Below are 21,655 nucleotides of genomic sequence, written 5' to 3'. Positions count from 1 at the left end.
ACCACGGCCCATCAGCTCTTCCACCAATCACGGTCAGGAAGACGTTCGATCCCGCTGGCGTCGAGATTTGTGAGATGGTTGCCCACGGAGAGGCCCTCGATCACGAAATCCCCGGCAATCTCGGCAAGCGGTACAAGCACGAAAGCCCGCTCCAGCATGCGCGGATGCGGTATCTCAAGCCCCGCTTCATGGATCTTGCTGTCCCCGAAAGCCAGTATGTCCATGTCGATGAGGCGCGGCCCCCAGCGCTCTTTGCGTACCCGCTTCAGGCGGCGTTCGGCTTCAAGGCAGACATCGAGCAGCCCGCGCGGCGTAAGCGTCGTCCGCAGTTCGGCAGCGGCATTGAGGAAATCCGGCTGATCTATCTTGCCCCACGGCGGCGTGCGGTAAAGCGACGACACCGCAACGACATCGATATGCGGCTCCGAATCGAGCATCCGCAACGCCGCACCCATCGCCTGGGCCGGCTCGCCGAGATTGCCGCCAAGGCTGAGAAAAGCGCGCTCGGGGCTGATTTCAGGCAAGGTGGCCTCGATTTCCGAAGATGGGGCCAACAGCCGAAAAACATCGACTCTTCAAATCGTTCGACAGCATTTCTCGCACGCTGATCCCCCCTAACGCTGCCGTTCGAGCATAGCATCGGCGAAAACCAGCGCATCGATATTCATTGCGACATTGTGCACCCGAAAAAGGGCCGCCCCTTTCAGCCTGAGAATGACGCTGGTCGCGGCGGTTCCCGGATCGCGGGTTTCAGGATCGCGACCAGTGACGTGGCCTACCAGCCGCTTCCGCGACGTACCGATCATCCAGGGACGACCAAGCCCGCGCAATTCCTCGAACCTTGCCATGAGCTGCAGGTTTTCTTCATAATCCTTGGCGAAGCCGAAGCCGGGATCGAGCACGATCTGCTCCTCGGCGACACCGGCAAGCCGCGCAATCTCAAGCGATTTTTCGAGGAAGAGGAACTGGTCGGCGATGACATCGGCGAGTTTTTCGCGATCGCGGCCGGTGTGCATGATGACCAGCCCGGCGCCAGTCTCGGCCGCGACTTTCGCGATGCCGGGTTCGCGCTGCAGCCCATGCACGTCGTTGACGATATGCGCACCAGCGGCAACCGCCAGCCGCGCGGTCTCCTCGCGATAGGTATCGACGGAGATCAGGGCCTTGCCCGCGGAAGACAACGCTTCGATGACCGGCAGGATGCGCGACTGCTCTTCTTCAGCGGTCACCTGGACTGCTCCGGGCCGGGTCGATTCGCCGCCGACATCGACGATCGCGGCACCCTCGCCGACCATGCGTTCGGCCTGCGCGAGCGCGGCGTCCAGCACGTCGAACTTGCCGCCGTCGGAAAAACTGTCGGGCGTGACGTTGAGAATGCCCATCACCAGCGCTGTCGCGCCGAGATCGAGATGGCGCCCATGCGCGAGTTGCCAGCGTGTCATGTCGAAAGGTCCAGCGCGTCCGTGCCGGCTTCTTGTCGCTGCGCCGGCTCAAAAATCAAGTGGCAAAAGGTACCGTCTAGGGATCGCCAGCCTCAATTCGGCGTGTCGAACAGCCTGAAAATGAAGGAAATCTGGTAGATGAGACTGGCTGCCACAAAGGCGAGGTGGAAACGCCGATCCGATACCTGCATAGCGACCAGACAAAGCAGCACATAGGCTGGAGTGCGGATCATGTATTCCAGTCCGAACTCTTCGAAATGCGCACGCCCCTTGATCAGTGTGTCTACGAGGTCGAACAGAAAAGTGATCGCGAGCAGACCGAAGAACCATCGCCGCCTCGAAATGAAGAATTCCTCATAACCCGAATATTCCGCGATGTTGTCGGGAAACAGCAGCGTGCACATCAGGAACAGGAGAATGGCGTAGCCGATCAGGAAGAGATAGACTTGAAACGTCCATTCGCCGAGGTGAGACAGGCCGAATTCCCACCACCAGAAATGCACGAGCATCAGCAGAAGCGACAGAACCCAGCCGAGATGCACGATGTATATGCGATCCTTGCCGGGATGCTGAACAAAGCGGGCGGCGCCGGTCAGAAGCCGCGTTATGCCGAGACCGATCACCATCCCCATCACAATGCGGATGTGGACGAAGACGTCGACGGCGGGAGGCTCGGGGTGCATGGCGGACTCGGGCAATCGGACCAATGGTCGATCATCCTAGAGAATCCGCGCAACCGATCAACACAAGGCAAAAAACGCGAGTGCCGGGAATTTTAATTGCCTGGAGAGGAGTGCTGGCGCATGGTCGGGAAAACGAGGCGGCGCATGCTCTCCAGATTTCCGCTTACCATCCTTTTTGTCGCCGGCATGATGATGCCCACGGCGGCCGCCAGCCTCAACAAGACCTATAGCTATTTCTCCATCGGCGGCAAAACGCTGGAAGAGATCGAAGAAGAACTGGTCAAACGCGGCCCGCAGGTGAAAAGCACCGGCCGGCGACATCCTGGCGCCACCCAGATGGAGTTCACGACACGTCTGGCTTACGCCGAAAAAAAGGGCAGCTGCACGATCGTCAAGGCCGCGGTGAGCGTGCGTGCGAAGATGATCCTGCCGCGTTGGCGGCAGCGCGCCAGGGCGGATGGCGACACGCGACTGATCTGGGATACGCTTTCTTCCGACATCAAGCGGCACGAGGAAAGCCACGTGGTGATCGCCAAGAACCACGCTCGCGAGCTTGAACAGGCATTGAAGGCGATCGGCCGGCAAAAGAACTGCCAGATCGCCGCGGCCAAGGCAAAAACGACATCCGAAAAGATACTCGAGCGGCACGATCGCGCGCAGGATGCCTTCGACAAGGTGGAAGGCATCAATTTCGAAAGCCGCATCATCCGGCTGCTGCGCTACCGTATGGAGCGCATCGAGGCCGCTAAAAAGCCGGGTTGAGAAGTCATTGCTGGCGAAAGAGAAAACTCCTTCGCCAGCAAACCCTTAGCTCCAATTCTTCAAGCCGAGCAACTTTTCGCCGAGGTCGCTGAGCCTGGCGGTTTCATAGCGGTTTTTTTCCCATTCGCGCGGATCGCCCGGAAAAGCCGCCCGCTTCGGCGATTCGCGGTTCTTCCAGCTGTCGATACGGATCTGGCGCTCCTCGGCGTTTTCCTCCTCGGCCGGCTGCATGGCGATGTATTGGGCCATGCGGACACGGTTTTCGGAGCGGTTCGGCCGAATGCCGTGGGCGAGCAGGCTGTTGAAGATCAGGAGGTCGCCGGGGTTCATGCTGATGTTGGCGATCTCGAAGCCTTCGATGTTAGGCGCCTTCGGATTGCGGTCAGCCGGCTGCGTCTTGATCCATTCCTCGAGGTTCTGGAACAATTCCGGAATGCACTGGAAGCCGCCAACGTCGCCGTCCTGCTTGATCAGCGACAGTACGCCCTGCACGCCGATCGGCAGCGGCTTCAGCGAGGTGTCGGCGTCCCAGTGGATGAAGCCGTTCGTCGAGCGGGCGCCCCTGTTGGGCGGGTTGAGGTTGGCGCGGTCGATGGTGACCCAGAGCTCCTCCGTATCCCATATGTCGACGAAAGCGTCATAAACACGGGTATTCTGGCGGTTATCCCAGAGATACTGATGATTGTAGATCTCGACCATGCCGGTGTTGTTCAACTCTTTCATGGCGTGGTCGCGCAATTGCGGCTTGTACCAGCTCTCCGGGTCGTTCGGATCCATCTCCTGGAATTCCCAGAGCAAATCGGTCAAACGCTTTACATTTTCCGCAGGCACGGCATTGCGAACGATCACATAACCGTTGGTCGTCCAGTGCTTCCAGTCCTCCGGTGAGAGCACCCGGAGCGGCAGTTTTTTTTGGATGTCCTTGAGCTGCGTCGTCACCCGGCGGGTTGTCGGATGGCTGTCGGTCCTGACGTCGAGGGCTGCGCTCATTTCGTTTCCTCCACTGAAATCTTGATGCCCAACATAATGCCGGCGAAAAAGCCGTGTTGGCGAGGAGACGCAACAACTGATACTATTATGGCGTCAAAAGCACGATTGAAGCGTCAATTGGCACGAAGGGAGAGGATTTGCGCCCGCTTCTGGAGAAAGTGACCGTCGCGGAAGGCACGTCATGGACGCTGCTCAACCGCCGACTGGAAACGGAAATCCCGTTCCAATGGCACCATCACCCGGAATACGAGCTGACGCTGACGCTTAACAGCCGCGGCCAGCGTTTCATCGGCGATCATATCGGCAGCTACGACGATGGCGACCTCGTGCTGCTCGGGCCGAACCTGCCGCATACCTGGTGTTCAGCCGAAAAGATCGATCCGGAACGGCCGCACGTCGCGCTGGTGATGTGGTTCACGCCGGAATGGGCCGAACCGCTTGCCGATCTTCTGACCGAACTGGCGCCCGTCCGTGCAATGCTGCGCGGGGCAGGCCGCGGTCTGGCTTTTTCGAGGGAAGCGATCCGCGAAGTCCGTCCCGCAATCGAGGCGATGCCGGATTTGCCGCCTGACCAGCGCCTGCTGGCTCTGATGCAGGTATTGACCGCGCTGACCCGCGATCCAGCGCCGCAACAGCTGGCGAGCCTGGCAGTCGGGCGCAGTCCCGCCGCTCCCGCCGACCGGCAGCGCATTGATCGCATCCTGGCGCACATCCACACGCACTATCAGGACGAAATCTCGATCCCCGAACTTGCCGGCATCGCCTTCCTCAGCGTGTCCGCGCTACACAGGCTTTTCCGACGCCACACCAACACGACGGTGATGCACTATGTTGCGAGGCTGCGGGTCGGCGAAGCCTGCTCGCTGCTGATCGGTACGGATCGCCCGATCGCCCATATCGCCGAAGCCGTCGGTTATTCCAATCTCGCCAACTTCAACCGGCAGTTCCGCGTCATCAAAATGATGACCCCACGGGCGTTCAGGGCGAAATTCAAGGCGAGCAATACCGCCTGACCTGATTCAGCAGCCGCATATGTCTTCGAAGCATTCTTGTCTTTTCAAGCAAGTAAATTTTGTGTTTATATCAAATATCCATTCACACAATTGCCGAAAGACAAAGTCATGCATTTCTCGTCGAAGAAAACAGGTGGATATCGTGTCTTTGCGGTAAGTGGAACGAATACCGTTTCTTTCGCTATCGATTTCAGCGAGGCTGACACTGTCGGAATGCTTGGCTTTGCCGTGGAGCGGGAGGACCAAAAAGAGAACGAACGTTACTTCATGTACGGCTTCAAGGTTTTCGAATCCGTCATTCCCACCGTGACGGAAGATACCACCGTCTCGACATTCAATCATCCGGTGCAGAGCTTCATCTGGGACGATTTTACCGGCAAGCCCGATCGCACCTACACCTATTGGTTCCATCCCCTCAAGGGAAAGCCGAAGAACCTCGACCGCTCGGCGAAACCCATCGAAATCACGGTAAAGACGGAAGCGCTTTTCACCAAGGGGCGGCACGATGTGTTCTTCAATCGCGGTGTCGCCAGCAGCCAGGCCTATGCTCGCAAATTCAACAACCTCAGACCGGACAAGCAGCCGACCCAGAAGAAACGCGACGAAGCCTTGCAATGGCTGAGCCGCGACCTCGACGACGCATTCTTCAAGTTCATCGACAATGCAAAGGCCGGCGACACGCTGCTCGGCTGTTTCTACGAATTCCGCTACGAACCGGTCGCCGACCGCCTCAAGGCAGCGGTGGCGCGCGGCGTCACCGTCCGGCTGATCATTGATGCCAAGGTCAATGAATCGACCGACAGCGACGGCACGTTCCACGAAAGCTTTCCGCGCGTCGAAAATCTCAAACTCGTCGACGCCAAGGGGCTGAAACCCCAGATCGCCCGCCTGCGCGTCAACAACCCATCGAACATCCAGCACAACAAGTTCCTGGTTCTGCTGAAAGGTGCCGCGGCAAAACCGGCCGAGGTATGGACCGGCTCGACCAATCTTTCCGAAGGCGGCATCCACGGGCAGACCAACGTTGGACATTGGGTGCGCGACAACGCCATCGCCACGTCCTTCGAGAGTTACTGGAACCTTCTGCTTTCCGATCCAGGCTCAGCCGACGGCGACGACAGGTCGACGGCCAGTGCAAAGAAAAAGCTGTTCCGTGAACAGGTGGCGGCGCTCGAAGCCGTGCCTGCCGGATGGCAGGCGATCCCGGCTGGAGTTTCAACCATCTTCAGCCCGCGCTCCGGCAAGGCAGTACTGCAAATGTATGCCAAAGCCATCGACGAGGCCGGCGATGCCGCCTGCATCACCCTCGCCTTCGGGGTGAACAAGGTGTTCAAGGACCTGCTGAAGAACAACACCGCGCAATCGGCGATCACCTTCCTGCTACTGGAGAAGCGCGACGTGGCAAAGGCCAATGCCAGGACGCCGTTCGTCCCCTTGAATGCCAGCCACAACGTCTATCAGGCCTGGGGTTCGTTCCTGCGCGACCCGCTTTATCAGTGGACGCGCGAGACCAACGCGCTGGGGCTCGGCCTCAACAAGCATGTCGCCTACGTCCACTCGAAGTTCCTGCTGAAGGACCCGCTCGGTGCCGATCCGATCGTGGTCACGGGCTCGGCCAACTTCTCCGACCCGTCGACCAACGACAACGACGAGAACATGCTTTTGATCCGTGGCGAGCAACGCGTCGCCGACATCTATTTCACCGAATTCAACCGGCTCTTCTTTCACTACTATTTCCGGTCCGTGCAGGAGGCGCTGTTCGGCTGCCGTCCCGCGGAGGCCAATGCCGCGGCGACCAGCAGGTCGAGCCTGTTTTTGCGCGACAACGACAGTTGGCTGACGGACTACAAACCGGGCAAGCTGAAACGCAAACGGATGGAAATGTTCACCCGCATGGCGAACCCCATCACCTTGTGAGAAAGTGCCTGCAAGCGGCTGATCGCATTGATGAATCGCCGACCATGGATAGCACGGGCCGTCAGGCGACCCCGAGCTTCTTCTGCAGGCTGGTCGAGGAGGTCGTGTATTGGAACACGATCCGCTCGCCGGGACTGACTATGCGCTTTGCCGCCTGTGCCATCAGTGCAACTTCATGGAAGCCCGACAGGATCAGCTTTAGCTTGCCCGGATACCAGTTGATATCGCCCACCGCGAAAATGCCGGGAACGGAGGTTTCGAATTTCTCGGTGTCCACCGGAATAAGGTTTTCGTGGAGATTGAGGCCCCACTCTGCGATCGGGCCAAGCTTCATGGTCAGCCCGAAGAAGGGCAGCATGCGCGTGCAAGGCACCTCGACGTCTCCCTCCGGCCCTTTGATGGTGGCCGATTTGAGTTGACCACCCTCGCCCGACAGGCCCGTCACCTGCCCCACCTGGAAATCGAGCTGCTTCATCTCCTGCATGGCGTACATCTTGTTGACGCTGTCGGGTGCGGCGCGGAATTCCGGCCGGCGGTGAACCAGCGTGACGCTTTTTGCGATTGGCTGCAGGTTGAGTGTCCAGTCGAGCGCAGAATCGCCGCCGCCGACGATGACAAGGTCATGCCCGCGAAACTCCTCCATGCGGCGTACCGAATAGAAGACGCTTGAGCCTTCGTAAGCCTCAATACCAGGGATCGGCGGCCGCTTCGGCTGGAACGAGCCCCCGCCGGCCGCGATCACCACGATCTTGGCCTCTATCACCTCGTTTTCATCGGTGGTGACACGAAAACTGCCGTCTTCAAGCCTTTCCAGCCCGGAAACCATGCGGTTGTAGGTGAATTGCGGACTGAACGGCGCGATCTGTTCCATCAGTTGGTCGACCAGACCCTGCGCGGAAATCTTCGGCCACGCAGGAATGTCGTAAATCGGCTTTTCCGGATAAAGCTCCGCGCACTGCCCGCCCGGCCTGTCGAGAATATCGATCAGGTGGCATTTCATGTCGAAAAGGCCGAGTTCGAAGACTGCGAACAGGCCAACCGGTCCTGCCCCGATAATCACGACGTCGGTCTTGGTGATCGTGGTGATGCTGCTGTTCATCCGGCAATCCTAAAAGCTCCCAGCGCCGCAGTCTTTCAGAAGCGGCGCGGCAAGACCAGCATGCCAGCAGTGGAAAGTGGTTGGACCGGAAGCCTCAGCCTTGCCGCTCAGGCACCTGCACGACAAGGCCGTCGAGTTCGTCGCGCACCTTGATCTGACAGGACAGCCGCGAATTCGGCCTGACGTCGAAGGCGAAATCGAGCATGTCCTCTTCCATCGCCTCGGGCTCGCCGACAATATCGGTCCAAGCCTCGTCGACATAGACGTGGCAGGTGGCGCAGGCACAAGCGCCGCCGCATTCCGCCTCGATGCCTGGTACGGCATTGCGGATGGCGTTTTCCATCACCGTCGAGCCGTTTTCGGCCTCGACGTCGAAACGCGTGCCGTCAAAGGCGATATAAGAAAGCTTGGTCATGCGACGGCCTCGGAAGCACTGCCCTGAAAAGTCTTCCGCCGAGATAATCACTCCGGCGGGCAAGTCAACTGCGGCCGAAAAGCGCCGCCAGATGGCGTATTTGCGGGAAACTCCGCCGAAACGATATCAGCGGTTGATGGCGGCGATGAAGTCACGGACCTCGTCGATCAGCAAGGTCAGCCGTTTCAATGCGGCACGGTCGCCGGGATGCGCCTCGATCTCGCCGGCACAATCGGCCAGCGCAAACGCGCCGATGCCGCGCGCCGAGCCTTTCAGGCCGTGCGCAAGCTGGAAACGTTCGCCGGCACCTGCCTCAAGTATCCTGTCGCGGACCGCCAGAGCTTGGCTCACGAACAGCGCGAGCACTTCCTGCTCGACCTTGCGGTCGCCCAGTGTCTGACGCGAAAGATGCGCCAGATCGATCGGACGTGACTGCGATTGAACAGACGATTCGCCACCCGGACGGTCGAATGCGACCACCCTGGAATTCTGCAATGCCATCAGAGATTCCACTCCTAAGATTTGGTAGCGATAATTGCTCAAACTGCGGCAATCATGTGGACAACGGGTTAATGTCTGCCATTTATAGGTTCCTGCCGGGGAGCTTGCCGAAAAAAGGCCTGAAAGGCCGGGGTGTTAACCCTATGTTTAAACTTTTACGCATGTGGCCAAATCCGGGTTCCCTTTACCGGTGTGTGCCACTACGATACGGCAAGACCATAGTAAGCCACGCGCGCGGCCGACGAGGAACCAGTTTTGGTTCGGCTGCGCCTTTTTGTACAGGGTAAACGGCGGCATGGCGCGAAAAGCAACGACGACACAAAATCTCGACAGCGACGTCGCCAAGGAACTAGAGGAGGCTCTCGACTTCGACCTCACCGGAGGGATTGAGGGCGATCTCGATATCGCGGCATCGATGGAAGATCTCGAAGCGCAGATTTCCCAGGCCGCCGACGAACTGGCGCGCGAAAGCCGCAATGGAAACACGCCCGTTGCCGAGGAGCCAAAGGCAGAGAAAACGCAGCCGAAAAAAGAGAAAAAAGAAAATGGCAAGCTTTCGCTAAAACCAGCCAATACAGAGCCAGAGCCTGAACCGCACCTGCCAATGGGGCTCCGCCCAGCAGACGAGCCGGAGGAAAACCGCCCGCAGGCGGCCAACGGTTTCTCCCCCGCCAATGACGACCGGCAAAAGGATTTCCGCGCCGCCATGAACGGCCTTAACCGGCGCTCGTCGAGCACGCTCTACTGGATGGTCGGGCTGCTCACCGTCGCGTGGGTCGGTGGCAGTCTTCTTTTGGCACATATGCTGTTTGGCCCTGAAATCTGGAATATCCGCACTGGCCAGCAGCTGATCGCCCGGCCTTACCTCGTCTTGCTGGCGGTCGGAACCTTCCTGCCGGTCATCCTGTTCTGGGCGTTCGCCGTGATGATGCGCCGCGCCCAGGAAATGCGCATGGCGGCGCGGTCGATGACCGAATTGGCATTCCGCCTCGCCGACCCGGAAACGCTCGCACAAGATCGCGTCATGATGGTCGGCCAGGCCGTTCGCCGCGAGGTCGCAGCGATGGGCGAAGGCATCGAGCGCACACTGGCCCGCGCGGTCGAACTCGAAACGCTTGTTCATACAGAGGTCAATGAACTCGAGCGTGCCTATACGCAGAACGAGATGCGCATCCGCACGCTTGTCGATGGACTTGGCAGCGAGCGCGACGCTCTGATCAGCCATGCGGAACGTGTGCGTTCGTCGATCTCGGGCGCCCATGAGACGCTCCGCGACGAATTGGGCGGCGCCACCGACATGATTCGTGACAGCATCCTGGCAGCCTCCACCAAGCTGTCGATGACGATCACCGATTCCGGCGGCACGCTGATCGACCGTATCAATGAAAGCGGCATGTCGATCTACGATTCGATCGACCAGCGCATGGACACCATATCTGATCGCATCACGACGTCCGGCGAAGCTTTCGCGAGCCTGCTCGATACCCGTATCGCAACGCTGACCCAGAGCACCGACGATGTCACCCGCTCGCTGTCGCAGATGCTCGACGAACGCGCCACCGGCATGGTTTCGCTGCTTGGTGGCGCCACGGACAGCCTGAACGCCGAGCTTGAAACGCGTCTGAAGAGCATCGAGACCACGCTTGCCGAGCGTGGCCAGGCGCTGATCGGCGAATTCCAGACCCGCGCCGAGGCACTTGATACCGGCACTCAGAAGCTGAATGCCGCGCTGGAGGCCCGCGCCCGGCAGATCAACGACACGCTGGTGGAGCGCGCCCGCGAAATCGCCAACACCTTTACCGCCGGCAAGCAAGACCTGTCGACCGCGATCGACGAAGGCAAGGCACAGATCGGCGCCGAAATGGCCGACATAGTCATGTCCACTTCGACCATGCTCGAAGCGCGCGCGTCGGAGTTTGCCAACCGCCTGGAAGCCGGCCGCAGCGTGATCGGACAGGCCTTCGAAGCCGATATCGAGAAGCTCGCCGAAGCACGCGACGGCATCGACGCGGCAGTGGAAAGCCATACCCAGAGGCTCGCCGAGAGCCGCGAGCGCATGGCGTCCGCCCTGCATGAAGATCTGCAGAAATTTACCGACGGTCGCACCGAAATCGACCTCGCGATCGGCTCGCATCTCCAGAAGCTGGCCGAAGGGCGAAACATGCTTTCAAGGGCGCTCGACGACGACCTGCGCAAGGTCACCGAGCAGCGCGCCACGATCGATGCGGAGCTTGGCGGCCAGTTGGAACGCCTGGACGCTGGACGGACCGCCCTCGCCCGCACCTTGAGCGACGACATGCAGAAACTCGGCCACACACGGGCCGCGATCGACGAAACGATCGCGACACATGTCGGCAAGCTCGCCGAGGGCCGCAACATCCTCGCGCGTGCCCTTGAAGCCGACCTCGAGAAGCTCGCCGAAAGCCGCAGCGGCATCGACAACATCGTCGCCGGTCAGGTCTCGAAGCTGGCCGAGGGCCGCGACATCCTTTCACGCGCACTCGAAGCCGACCTGGGGAAGCTCAACGAAAGCCGCAGCGGCATCGACAACATCGTTGCCGGCCAGGTTTCGAAGCTGGCAGAAGGCCGCGACATCCTTTCGCGAGCGCTCGAAGCCGACTTGGAGAAGCTCAACGAAAGCCGCAGCGGCATCGACAATATCGTTGCCGGCCAGGTTTCGAAGCTGGCAGAAGGCCGCGACATCCTTTCGCGCGCGCTGGAAGCCGACCTGGAGAAGCTCAACGAAAGCCGCAGCGGCATCGACAACATCGTCGCCGGTCAGGTTGCCAAGCTTGCCGAAGGCCGCGACATCCTTTCGCGAGCACTCGAAGCCGACCTGCAGAAGCTCGACGATAGCCGCGGCGGCATCGGCGACATCGTCGCCGGACAGCTCGCCAAGTTGGCCGAGGGCCGAGACGTGCTGGCGCGTGCGCTGGAGGACGACCTGCAAAGGCTCGCCGAAACCCGTTCCGACCTCGACGACACGATTGCCGGCCATGTGGGCAAGCTGGCCGAAGGCCGCAATATGCTGACCCGCGCGCTGGAAGACGATCTGCGCCAGCTCGGCGCGACGCGCTCCGACATCGATAACGCGGTGGTTGCGCATATCCAGACTCTGGCAGACCGCAGGGCCGACATTTCCGAGGCGCTGTCTGCCGACGTCGAGAAGATCGAGGAAACATTCCGCCACCAGACCGGCGTCATCGAGGAGCGGACCGGCACGATGGAACGTGCGCTCGCAACGGGCATCGAAAATGTCCGCGGCGTGCTCGAGCGGAGTGCGGGGGCAGTTGCAGGCGCGTTGCGCGAGAAGGTTCTGGCAATTACGTCCGCACTCGGCGATGAAGCCGGCAAGGCTCTCGACAACGCCGACGAGCGGATTTCCCTCCGGGCGGAACAGACCGCGGAGGCGCTTGCGGCCCGTGCGGCCGAAATCGCCCACACATTCGATCAGGCTGACGAACGGCTGTCCGCACGCGCCCTGGAATCGGCGGGATCGCTGATCAATCGCGTTGCCGACGTGACACGCACCTTCGAGGATGCCGACAGGCGCCTGGTCGCACGTGTCGACGAAACGGCCGGTGCGATCGCCGCACGGGCCGATACGGTCGTTCAGGCTTTCGACATGGCCGACCAGCGCCTTTCGGCAAGGGCGGAGGAAACCGCCGGTACCCTGGTTTCGCGGGCGGAAGAAACGGCAAGTGCACTCGCCGCTCGTGCCGACGAAATCGCCCGCAGTTTCGACGATGCCGATCAGCGCCTCGCTGCCCGTGCCGGTGAAACCGCCGAAACCTTGCAGGTCAAGGCGGATGCGATCGCCCGCGCCTTCGAGGAAGCCGACCGCAGGCTCGTTACCCGCGCCGAGGAAACTACCGGTGTCATTGCAGCACGCGCATCGGAAGCTGCGGGATCTATCGTCGCCAAGGCGGCCGAAATCGTCCGCTCGTTCGACGATGCCGACCAGCGTCTGGCTGCCCGTGCCGGCGAAACCGCCGAAACCTTGCAGGTCAAGGCGGACGAGATCGCCCGCACCTTCGAGGAAGCCGACCGCAGGCTCGTTACCCGCGCCGAGGAAACCACCGGTGTCATCGCGGCACGCGCATCGGAAGCCGCGGGATCTATCGTCGCCAAGGCAGCTGAGATCGTCCGCTCGTTCGACGACGCCGACCAGCGCCTAGCTGCACGTGCAAGTGAAACGGCCGAAACCTTGCAGGCACGCGCTAGCGAGATCGTCAGGTCGTTCGACGATGCGGACATGCGGCTTGCCGCGCGTGTCAGTGAAAGTGCCTCGTCGATGGAAGCGCGCGCTGGGGAACTCGCCCGCGCCTTCGAGTCCGCCGATCGGCAACTTGCCGCCCGCGTCGACGATACCGCTTCGGCTATCACCGCCCGCGCCGCCGACATCGCCAATGTGTTCGACGAAACCGAACAGCGCATCATCGCGCGGACACATCAGACGTCCGCTGAACTTGATGCGCGCGCGGTAGCGATTAGCGGAGCGCTGGCTGCGGCCGACGAAAAACTGGCTGCCGGTGTCGATGCGATCGCTGCCCGTGTCGCCGGACATGCATCGGAAGTCGAGATCCGACTGACCACGAGCGCCGAAACGATCGGCCAGAAGCTGAACGATCAGGTTGCGGAAAGCGAGGCCCGCCTTGCGCAGCGCGCCAACGTGATCGCCGATACCTTCACCGCCGTCGGCCAGCACATCAGCCAGCGCACCAACGAGGCTGCTAAGTCGATCGGCGAGAATACCCGCGAACTGAATGCCATGCTGGCCAGCCGTTCATCGGAGATGTCCAAGATCCTCGACGAAACGGCAAGGCCGCTGGTCGAGCGCTTCGCGGAAAGCGGTGGCGAATTGCAGAAGAGCCTGGAGGAAGCAACACAACGGGCGACCGAACGACTGCGCTCCGAAAACGCCGCGCTCGTGAATGCGCTCGCCAACCGCACGGCCGAAACGCTGACCGTGCTGGATGGTGCGAAAACGAGCCTCGCCGACGGCGTCGGCGCGTTGATCGACCGGCTCTCCCATTCCAATGCAACGCTCAGCGAGTTGATCGAGAAGGCGTCCGAAAATCTTTCGGGCGTTGACGAGCGGTTGTCGTCGACGACCCAGAGCTTCCTCGTGACAACGGAAAAGGCGGCACAGACCTTTGCCAGCTCCGCCCGTTTGATCGACGCCAATGCCGGCCGCCTGACCGAGGTGTCGTCGCATACGCTGAAGGACATCGCAGCGATCGCAAACCGCTTCGACGACCACAGCAAGCTCCTGTCAAGCGCATCGGACCTGCTCGGTGCTGCCCAGACCAACCTCGCCTCGACGCTCGGCGACCGCCAGACGGCGCTCGAGGATCTGGCGGTTGGCCTGGTCAAGAAGTCCGAGGATATCGAACGGATGATGCGCTCCTTCGAGACCATCGTCGAACGTTCGCTGGAAACCGCAGAGGGGCGCACGCGCAAGTCGACGGACCAGATCCGCGCCTCGATTTCGGAAGTTGTCGAATCGGCGACCCAGCGTTTCGCCACTGCGACCGACGAAATGCGGCGCACTGCCGGAAGCATCCGCGAGGAGCTCGACCAGACCCGAGCCGAGCTGAAGCGCGGCGTTCTGGACATGCCGGTGGAAGCGAAGGAATCGACCACGGCGATCCGTCGCGCCGTCACCGAGCAGATCAATGCGCTGAAGGAACTCTCTGAGATCGTTGCGCGTTCAGGCCGGACAGTCGACGTTTCCGATGGCCGCGCGAGCCGCGCGGCAGCGCCGGCACCACAGCCGCGTCCAGCCGAGCCCGCCCGCCGGCCGGCTTCACCGGCGCCGGTCCAGGAACGCCGTCCGCTTGCCGAGCCCGCCTTGCGCGGCACTCTCGATGTCGAGCGAGTCGCACCGCCGCAGCCGCGCAACAACGGCCAGCAGCGCCCTGGCGGATGGGTAAGCGATCTGCTCACCAATGCGTCGCGCGACGAGGTCGAGGCGAAACCAGCAGAAGCACCGCGCCCGGCAGCCAGCCAGCGTTCGCCGTTGCATGTGGTGGAATCGCTGAACTCGCTTTCAGTCGACATCGCGCGAGCCATCGATCACGAAGCCTCGATTGAACTGTGGGACCGTTACCGCCGCGGCGAGCGCGATGTGTTCACCCGCCGCCTCTACACGCTGAAGGGCCAGCAGACCTTCGATGAAATCCGCCGCAAATATCAGGCGGATCCCGAATTCCGGGCCGCTGTCGATCGCTACTGCGACGATTTCGAGAAATTGCTGAAGGACGTCGCGCGCAGCGATCGCGACAACATCATGACGCAGACCTATCTCACCTCCGATACCGGCAAGGTCTACACGATGCTGGCGCATGCCAGCGGCCGGCTGCGGTAAGGCCCGAGAGATCAAAACTAAAAAGGCGGGATAATCTCCCGCCTTTTTGGTTTTGACTCGCTGCAGCTTATCTTGATCAAACCGCAGCGCACTGGCACAGTGCCTACATCCGCGCGCCGGGCCTACATCACTGTAATCGACCAGCGCACGATCTCGTCGGCAACATCGGCGAAAGCCGCGTCGAGCGCCCGGACATAAGCGTCGTTGCCACTGCCGCTGCTGACAGGCTGGCTTGCCTTGAACGTACGGGAGGCGCGAACGACGCCGTTGCGGTCGTTCAGCACTTTCACGAAGATTTCCACATCCGCTCGGCTGCCCTGCCCGACATTGATCTGGAAAGCGCGGATTTCGGTAAGCACCTGATAATCGATGGCAAGTCCCTCGCCCGGCTTGCCGACACCGCCGAAGCTGCCAGACTGCTGGAAGGATTCCGCCAAGCGGGCCTGGACAACCTTCGGCAGTCTGTCCGCCCACTGCGCACCCTTGAGGAACTGAATGGCGCCCGGTGCCGGCGTGATGACGATGTTCTGGCCATCGAGCGACTTCAGAGCGGAGGGTTCGGCGATCAAAACCTGCGTACCGCGGCGTGTCCGGCCGGTATCCGGCGTGGGAGCCGACAATTCATAGGTATCAAGCGGTGCCGGTCCGCCGCCAGGCAGCGCGGCACAGCCGGAAATGACGAGGGCCGCGAACGCCGCCCCGGACAAAAGCTTACCAAATCTCACGTGCGGCTCCCCGGAGACTCACGAATGCAAAGCTTACATCCCTCAAGGATTCTGTCTTGCGGGGTGACGCTCCCGATGTCAACGGCGAGCCCGACCATCATACTGGCGGACCTCGCCATCTCCACCGCTCAATATGCGCTGCGGATTGCGTTCCAGGTCGCTGACCGCTTCCTCGATGCGATTAATGGAGCGCCGGCTATCACGCGCCAGCGCCTCGATTTCCCGCAGACCCTGGTTGGAGAAGCGCGCGAACCCGTCTGTTATCGTGCCGAGGCGGGAATTGAGCGTATCGGCAACCTGCTTGAATGACTTCAGGGTCTGGCTGGCATCGGCCATCACGCCTTCCGCCTCACCCGAGCCGAGCAGATTGTCCACCTTCGCCAAAACGCCGTCGACGCGCACGGAAGCCTGGTTAAGCCGCTGCGCGAGTTGTTTGGCATCGCTGATGATCTGATCGATGTCCTCGGCACGGTCGCCGAACTTGTCGGTGACCTTGGCGACGTCTTCGGCCGCGCGGTTGGCAGTCTGGCTGGCCTTGCCGATATCGGCAAGAACCTGGCGCACAGTCGCCGGATCAACCGCGCCGACCACGTTGTCGACCTTTTCCAGGGTGGAGCTCGCCTTGCCGGCAAACTCGTTGACCGATCTCACCGTGGTATCCACGTTGGCGATGATTTTTTCCAGTTCGTCGCTGCTGTCGCCGAGGCTCTTGGTGAACGTCTCGACGTTGGCGACGATCGTTGCCACCTTCTCCCGGTCCACCGACCTCAGCAGTTGCTCCGCCGCGTCCAGCGTTCCGTCAAGCTTGCCCGAAACGCCCGCCAGTTCTTCGGAGAGAGCACTGACGCTCGACAGGAATTTCTCGACCCCATCTGCATTGGCGGCCAGCGCATCGGAAAACTTCTGCGCGTTCTGCACTGTCTGCGTCAGCGGCCCTCTTGCATCGCCGACAAAGCCCTCAAGCTGAGACAGCACATTGTCGGCGCGCTTGAATATGTCCTGTGCGGTCTGCAGCAGGTTGGTGACCGCAGACGGGTTGGCGACGATTTCGGCGACCGTGCCGTTCGCCTCCGCTTCGTCCAGGATGTTCGGTTCCTGGGAAACAGCGCCTTTCAATTCGATATTTGCCTGGCCGGTGAGGCCGGCAAGCCCGATGTCGGCCTGGGTGGAGCGGGTGATCGGCGTATAGCGATCGACAAGTGTATCGGCGATCGCCACGCTTGGGTTGTCGACATCGATGAAGACGCGCCGCACATCCCCGACTTTCACGCCATTGAACAGGACGGCGCTGCCCCGGCTCAGGCCCGACGCCGATCCCGGAATGCGGACCCGCAATTCGATCGTCTCACCCCGGTCTCCTATCGCAGCCGTCCAATAGACGAAACCGAAAGCGGCAAGGATCGCGGCGAGCGTGAAAATTCCGACGATGACGTAATTCGCTTTGGTTTCCATGCGCCCTATTTCCTCGCAGCGAGGTCGAGTTGCCGCGCCCTCTTGCCGCGGAAGTAGGATTTGACCCAGGGTTCTTCGCTGGCCAGCATGTCCTCGACCGTGCCTTCGACCAACACCTTTTTCTTACCAAGCACGGCGATTCGATCACAGACCGAGAACAGGCTGTCCAAATCGTGGGTGACCATATAGACGGTCAATCCCATCGTGTCGCGCAGCTTGGCGACCAGTTCATCGAAATCGGCGGCACCTATCGGATCCAACCCGGAGGTCGGCTCATCCAAAAAAACGATGTCGGGATCGAGCGCCAGCGCCCGCGCCAAGGCCGCGCGTTTGATCATGCCGCCTGACAATTCCGACGGAAACTTCACCGCGGCATCACGCGGCAATCCGACGAGTTCGATCTTTAGCAGAGCGAGTTCGTCCATCAGCTTTTTCGGCAGGTCCAGATATTCGCGCATCGGAACCTGAACGTTCTCCTGCACGGTCAGCGCCGAGAACAGCGCGCCATGCTGGAAGAGAACGCCGAGCCGCATATCGAGACGCTGGCGATCGAGCTCCGTCGCCTTGTCGACATCAATGCCGAACAGCTTGATCGTCCCGGACTGCTTGCGGTTGAGTCCAAGAATGGTGCGCAGCAACACCGACTTGCCGGCGCCGGAGGCGCCGACAAAGCCGAGAATTTCACCGCGGTAGATATCGAGCGACAGCTTGTCGAGGACGACCTTGTCGCCGAAAGCGACGGTAACGTCGCGGGCCGACAAGACGACGTCGTGCTGGCCCTGCGGAGCCGGCGGGTCTTCGACGATTGTCTCTGTCGCGTTTTGCATCCGCCGCCCTAAAAATCGATCGCCGCGTAGAACATCGCGAACATTCCGTCGACGATGATCACCACAAAAATGGACTTCACCACCGATGATGTAACCCGCAGCCCAAGCGATTCGGCACTGCCGCCGACCTTCATTCCCTCGACAGAGCCAATAATGCCGATGATCAGTGCCATGAATGGGGCCTTGATAAGACCGGCAAGTATGGTCGAAAGATCGATGCTGGCGCGCATGCGGTCGATGAAGGCTTCCGGGGGAATGCCGGAATAAACCCAGGTAACCGCGATCGCGCCGCCGATGGCGGCGAAATTTGCGGCAATCGTCAGGCAAGGCAAGGCGATCACAAGAGCAACGAGGCGCGGAAAAACCAGCACCCCGACGGGATTGAGGCCAATAACGGTCAGCGCATCGACTTCTTCGCGCATCTTCATCGAGCCTATTTCGGCTGTGATCGCACTGCCGGACCGGCCGGCGATCATGATGGCGGTGAGCAGGACGCCAAGTTCGCGCAGGACGAGGATGCCGACGAGGTCGACGACGAATATCTCGGCGCCGAAATAGCGCAACTGGAATGCACCCTGCTGTGCGACGATCGCGCCTACGATGGCCGACATGAGCACAACCACGGGAATGGCGCCGACGCCCATGCGGTCGATCTGGCTGACGATCGCCGCCGGATTGACCCCGTGTCCGCGCCCAAGCTTCATCTGAGCGCCGCGAATGGTCGAACCAAGAATGTACATGCTGGCGATAAAATCGTCTCGGGCGGCATAGACGCCCCGTCCGAGCGTTTCCAGGAAGCGGATCACAATGTTCGACTGAACAGGCCTGGGCGGAGCTTCCTTGCCTCGTGTCGCCTCGCCCACGGCTCCAAGCAAAATGCTCGCCGCCTCGCTTCCCCCCACAAGCTTGGTATCGACCCCGCGGCTCGTATTCGCGGCGATCAAGCGCTCGATGATCCATGCGCCGGCAGTGTCTATGCGCTGAATGCCGGAAATATCGACAGTCATAGACTTGGCGTCGCGTCGTGATTCCAGCACTCGCATGTCGTGATCGACAAAATGCACGCGCCGAGTCGTCCAATTACCCGAAAACGCACAGACCAGCGCACCGCCGTCCTCCCGAACCTCGATTTTGGGATGATTCTGCGCATCGGGCGTGCGGCTTGCTTCCAACGGAGCATCGTTCAACATGGCCTGAAGTCTTAACCGCTCGCCTCCGGTCTGTCACTTTGCTACGACCCACGGTGCTGATTCCAAGGAAGAAAAATATGCCGCGTGACATTTCCGTTGAGACCGAACGGTTCCCGATTGCCGGGGTTTTCACCATCTCGCGCGGCTCCAAGACCGAAGCCGAGGTGCTGACCTGCACAATTACCGAAGGCGGGTACAGCGGGCGCGGTGAATGCGTGCCTTACCGCCGCTACAGCGAGACGATGGAAAGCGTCCGCGACGCGATCGAAGCCGCGCGGACGCATATCGCCAGGGGCATCGACCGCACTGCGTTGCTGGCCTTGATGGCGCCGGGTGCCGCTCGCAACGCGGTGGATTGCGCGCTGTGGGACCTCGAAGCCAAGGCCACCGGCAGACGTGTTCATGAGCAAATCGGCAAGGGTATCCCTCACGCCCTCGAAACGGCTTTCACCCTGTCTTTGGCCGAACCGGAAGCGATGGCGGCGCAGGCCCGCGCCAATGCCGCAAGGCCGCTGCTCAAGGTGAAGATCGGCGGCAGCGGCGACGACATCGCCCGCATCCGCGCTGTCGTCGAAGCTGCCCCCGACAGCAAGATCATCCTTGATGCAAACGAGGGCTGGACGAACGAGAATATCCGCGAAAACCTGGCAGCGGCAGCGAAACTCGGCATCGCGCTGATCGAGCAGCCGTTGCCCGCGGGACAGGACGGCATTTTGCGTGAGATCGATCACCCAGTGCCGATCTGCGCCGATGAAAGCATTCATACGGCCGACGGCCTGGAGGCGCTGGTAGGCCTTTACGATGCCGTCAACATCAAGCTCGACAAAGCCGGCGGGCTGACGGCGGCAATCGCCTTGCGCGACCGGGCACGCGAAATGAAGTTCGGCGTCATGGTCGGCTGCATGATCGGCACGTCGCTGGCCATGGCGCCTGCCGTCCTGCTGGCACAGGGTGCGGACTTCGTGGATCTCGACGGACCGCTGCTTCTCGCCCGCGACCGCTCGCCTGGCCTCGTCTACGAGGGATCGATGGTGTCAGCGCCAGAGGCCGCGCTTTGGGGCTGAGCGGCGAGCCATGATCGCCAGAGCCAAGCCTCCCAACGCGGTTACCGCCATCACATAAAAGCCGTGCTCTTCAAGCGCATCGTAAAGCGGCCCGGAGAGCAGCGTCATGACCGCCAGGCCGAAGCCGCTGGCAAAATAATTGACGCCTTGCGCGGCGCCTGTCCGTTCTTCAGAAACGGTCTCCGCGATCATCTTCTGCAGGCTGAGCAGGATCAGGCCCGTCGACACGGCGTGCAGCGCCTGCACGAGAAAGAAACCGAAGACCCCGGCTCCGCTTGGCCAGACAAGCGGAAACGCGATCCAGCGGATCATTGCCGCGACTGAAGCAATGATAAGCGTGGTCGTCGCGGGAACCGAGCCGAAAAGCCGGGTGAAAACCATGAAAATGCCGACTTCCGCGATCACCGCGAAAGCCCAGAGCATACCGATCAGCGAATCGGAAATGCCAAGCGATTTCCAATAGATGGAGACGAAAGCGTAGAGAAATGCATGACTGGCGACGGTGACGCCGGCGCTTGCGACGAAATAGAGGAAATAGGGTCGCATGAGCGATGGAGCGGCTTCAGGCAGTTCGGCCGTCGAAAGAGGCGACGCGCGGCGCGGACGTCCAAGACGCGGTGTCATGAACGATGCGGCCAGCGCTATCGCCAGCCCAACCGAGATCATGACCGGCACGATGTCCTCGCTGGTCTTCGCAATGATCACGCCGCCGAAAAAATTCGCGCAAAAGAAGATGACCGAGCCCCAGATCCGCATCTTCGAATAATCGCAGCCGAAACGGCGCACACCCGACAATGCCAATGAGTCGACAAGCGGCGAATGCGGCGTCCAGACGATTGCCAACGCCAGGGATACGCCGAGAATAACGCCGTAGCTCGGCGGCAGGAAATAGCCGGTCGAGATCGCCAGCGCGCCACCGCAAAGGCCGATCAGGACGTCGGCCCGGTCGTCGGCGCGATCGGCGAGCGTAGAAATGATCGGTGTCGTGACGACGCGCAGAAACATCGGCGCGGCAAGGATGACGGCAATCTGCTCGGCGCTGAACCCGCCGGCTTCCAGCCACACCGGAAAATACGGCAGATGCACCCCCATCGGGATGAAGATGGCCACGAAAATCAACGAAATACGCAGCTCGAAATAGCGCGGTTTGACAAGCTGTTCGGGCGTGAGTGGCGGGAGCGACATCGAAGGAAGCCGAAGAGAGG

At 61.1% G+C, this 21,655-nt stretch carries 17 protein-coding genes; 5 read left to right on the top strand and 12 right to left on the bottom strand.

The window, feature by feature from the left end:
* Nucleotides 1–11: 11 nt before the first annotated feature.
* The 3 genes from folK to OHD58_RS15995 form a co-directional block, all read right to left on the bottom strand.
* Nucleotides 12–524, bottom strand: coding sequence for a 2-amino-4-hydroxy-6-hydroxymethyldihydropteridine diphosphokinase (gene folK / locus OHD58_RS16005; RefSeq protein ID WP_263804416.1), 513 nt, complete (start codon nt 522–524; stop codon nt 12–14).
* Between the two features lie 90 nt (nt 525–614).
* Entirely contained in the window at nt 615–1,442 is an 828-nt protein-coding gene (gene folP / locus OHD58_RS16000; RefSeq protein ID WP_263804415.1) for a dihydropteroate synthase, read from the bottom strand.
* A 92-nt stretch (nt 1,443–1,534) separates the two neighbouring features.
* A complete protein-coding gene (locus tag OHD58_RS15995) occupies nt 1,535–2,125 on the bottom strand; it encodes a hypothetical protein (RefSeq protein WP_263804414.1) in 591 nt (196 codons plus the stop codon).
* Between the two features lie 144 nt (nt 2,126–2,269).
* Here OHD58_RS15995 and OHD58_RS15990 point away from each other — a divergent pair, with 144 nt between their 5' ends.
* Nucleotides 2,270–2,887: a DUF922 domain-containing Zn-dependent protease gene (locus OHD58_RS15990; RefSeq protein WP_263804413.1), complete on the top strand. Its 618-nt coding sequence runs from the start codon at nt 2,270–2,272 to the stop codon at nt 2,885–2,887.
* A 45-nt stretch (nt 2,888–2,932) separates the two neighbouring features.
* Here the strand turns inward: OHD58_RS15990 and OHD58_RS15985 are convergent, their stop codons facing one another.
* The gene (locus OHD58_RS15985; protein ID WP_263804412.1) at nt 2,933–3,877 is read right to left on the bottom strand and encodes a phytanoyl-CoA dioxygenase family protein; all 945 of its coding nucleotides are present in this window, start codon (nt 3,875–3,877) and stop codon (nt 2,933–2,935) included.
* A 137-nt stretch (nt 3,878–4,014) separates the two neighbouring features.
* Between OHD58_RS15985 and OHD58_RS15980 the strand changes: the two genes are divergently transcribed.
* Both OHD58_RS15980 and OHD58_RS15975 read left to right on the top strand, forming a co-directional pair.
* Nucleotides 4,015–4,890 (top strand): AraC family transcriptional regulator, encoded by an 876-nt coding sequence (locus OHD58_RS15980; protein WP_263804411.1) that lies wholly within the window; start codon nt 4,015–4,017, stop codon nt 4,888–4,890.
* A gap of 213 nt (nt 4,891–5,103) precedes the next feature.
* Nucleotides 5,104–6,807 carry a phospholipase D-like domain-containing protein gene (locus OHD58_RS15975; protein ID WP_263804410.1) on the top strand — a complete coding sequence of 568 codons (1,704 nt, stop codon included), beginning with the start codon at nt 5,104–5,106 and terminating at the stop codon, nt 6,805–6,807.
* 61 nt (nt 6,808–6,868) lie between these two features.
* Here the strand turns inward: OHD58_RS15975 and OHD58_RS15970 are convergent, their stop codons facing one another.
* The 3 genes from OHD58_RS15970 to OHD58_RS15960 form a co-directional block, all read right to left on the bottom strand.
* A complete protein-coding gene (locus tag OHD58_RS15970; protein ID WP_263804689.1) occupies nt 6,869–7,894 on the bottom strand; it encodes an NAD(P)/FAD-dependent oxidoreductase in 1,026 nt (341 codons plus the stop codon).
* A gap of 106 nt (nt 7,895–8,000) precedes the next feature.
* Nucleotides 8,001–8,321: a (2Fe-2S)-binding protein gene (locus OHD58_RS15965; RefSeq protein ID WP_263804409.1), complete on the bottom strand. Its 321-nt coding sequence runs from the start codon at nt 8,319–8,321 to the stop codon at nt 8,001–8,003.
* 126 nt (nt 8,322–8,447) lie between these two features.
* Nucleotides 8,448–8,816 carry an Hpt domain-containing protein gene (locus OHD58_RS15960; RefSeq protein ID WP_412177231.1) on the bottom strand — a complete coding sequence of 123 codons (369 nt, stop codon included), beginning with the start codon at nt 8,814–8,816 and terminating at the stop codon, nt 8,448–8,450.
* Nucleotides 8,817–9,117: 301 nt separating this feature from the next.
* Between OHD58_RS15960 and OHD58_RS15955 the strand changes: the two genes are divergently transcribed.
* A complete protein-coding gene (locus OHD58_RS15955; protein ID WP_263804407.1) occupies nt 9,118–15,192 on the top strand; it encodes a kinesin in 6,075 nt (2,024 codons plus the stop codon).
* 122 nt (nt 15,193–15,314) lie between these two features.
* Here OHD58_RS15955 and OHD58_RS15950 read toward each other — a convergent pair whose 3' ends face one another.
* The 4 genes from OHD58_RS15950 to OHD58_RS15935 all read right to left on the bottom strand — a co-directional run bounded on the left by OHD58_RS15950 (nt 15,315) and on the right by OHD58_RS15935 (nt 19,386).
* Nucleotides 15,315–15,917 carry an ABC-type transport auxiliary lipoprotein family protein gene (locus OHD58_RS15950; protein WP_263804406.1) on the bottom strand — a complete coding sequence of 201 codons (603 nt, stop codon included), beginning with the start codon at nt 15,915–15,917 and terminating at the stop codon, nt 15,315–15,317.
* Between the two features lie 78 nt (nt 15,918–15,995).
* Nucleotides 15,996–17,369, bottom strand: coding sequence for an MCE family protein (locus OHD58_RS15945; RefSeq protein WP_263804405.1), 1,374 nt, complete (start codon nt 17,367–17,369; stop codon nt 15,996–15,998).
* Between the two features lie 5 nt (nt 17,370–17,374).
* Nucleotides 17,375–18,196 carry an ABC transporter ATP-binding protein gene (locus tag OHD58_RS15940; protein WP_263804404.1) on the bottom strand — a complete coding sequence of 274 codons (822 nt, stop codon included), beginning with the start codon at nt 18,194–18,196 and terminating at the stop codon, nt 17,375–17,377.
* Nucleotides 18,197–18,204: 8 nt separating this feature from the next.
* Nucleotides 18,205–19,386, bottom strand: coding sequence for an MlaE family ABC transporter permease (locus OHD58_RS15935; protein WP_263804403.1), 1,182 nt, complete (start codon nt 19,384–19,386; stop codon nt 18,205–18,207).
* A gap of 77 nt (nt 19,387–19,463) precedes the next feature.
* Here OHD58_RS15935 and dgcA point away from each other — a divergent pair, with 77 nt between their 5' ends.
* Nucleotides 19,464–20,450: an N-acetyl-D-Glu racemase DgcA gene (gene dgcA / locus OHD58_RS15930; RefSeq protein WP_263804402.1), complete on the top strand. Its 987-nt coding sequence runs from the start codon at nt 19,464–19,466 to the stop codon at nt 20,448–20,450.
* On the opposite strand, the gene OHD58_RS15925 is transcribed toward dgcA, so the two are convergent.
* The gene (locus OHD58_RS15925) at nt 20,421–21,635 is read right to left on the bottom strand and encodes an MFS transporter (protein ID WP_263804401.1); all 1,215 of its coding nucleotides are present in this window, start codon (nt 21,633–21,635) and stop codon (nt 20,421–20,423) included. The two genes, dgcA and OHD58_RS15925, sit on opposite strands and share 30 nt — an antisense overlap.
* Between the last annotated feature and the right edge of the window lie 20 nt (nt 21,636–21,655).

Source organism: Mesorhizobium sp. ZC-5 (assembly GCF_025753855.1).
Classification (GTDB): domain Bacteria; phylum Pseudomonadota; class Alphaproteobacteria; order Rhizobiales; family Rhizobiaceae; genus Neomesorhizobium.
This window is presented reverse-complemented; position numbering and strand designations above follow the sequence as displayed.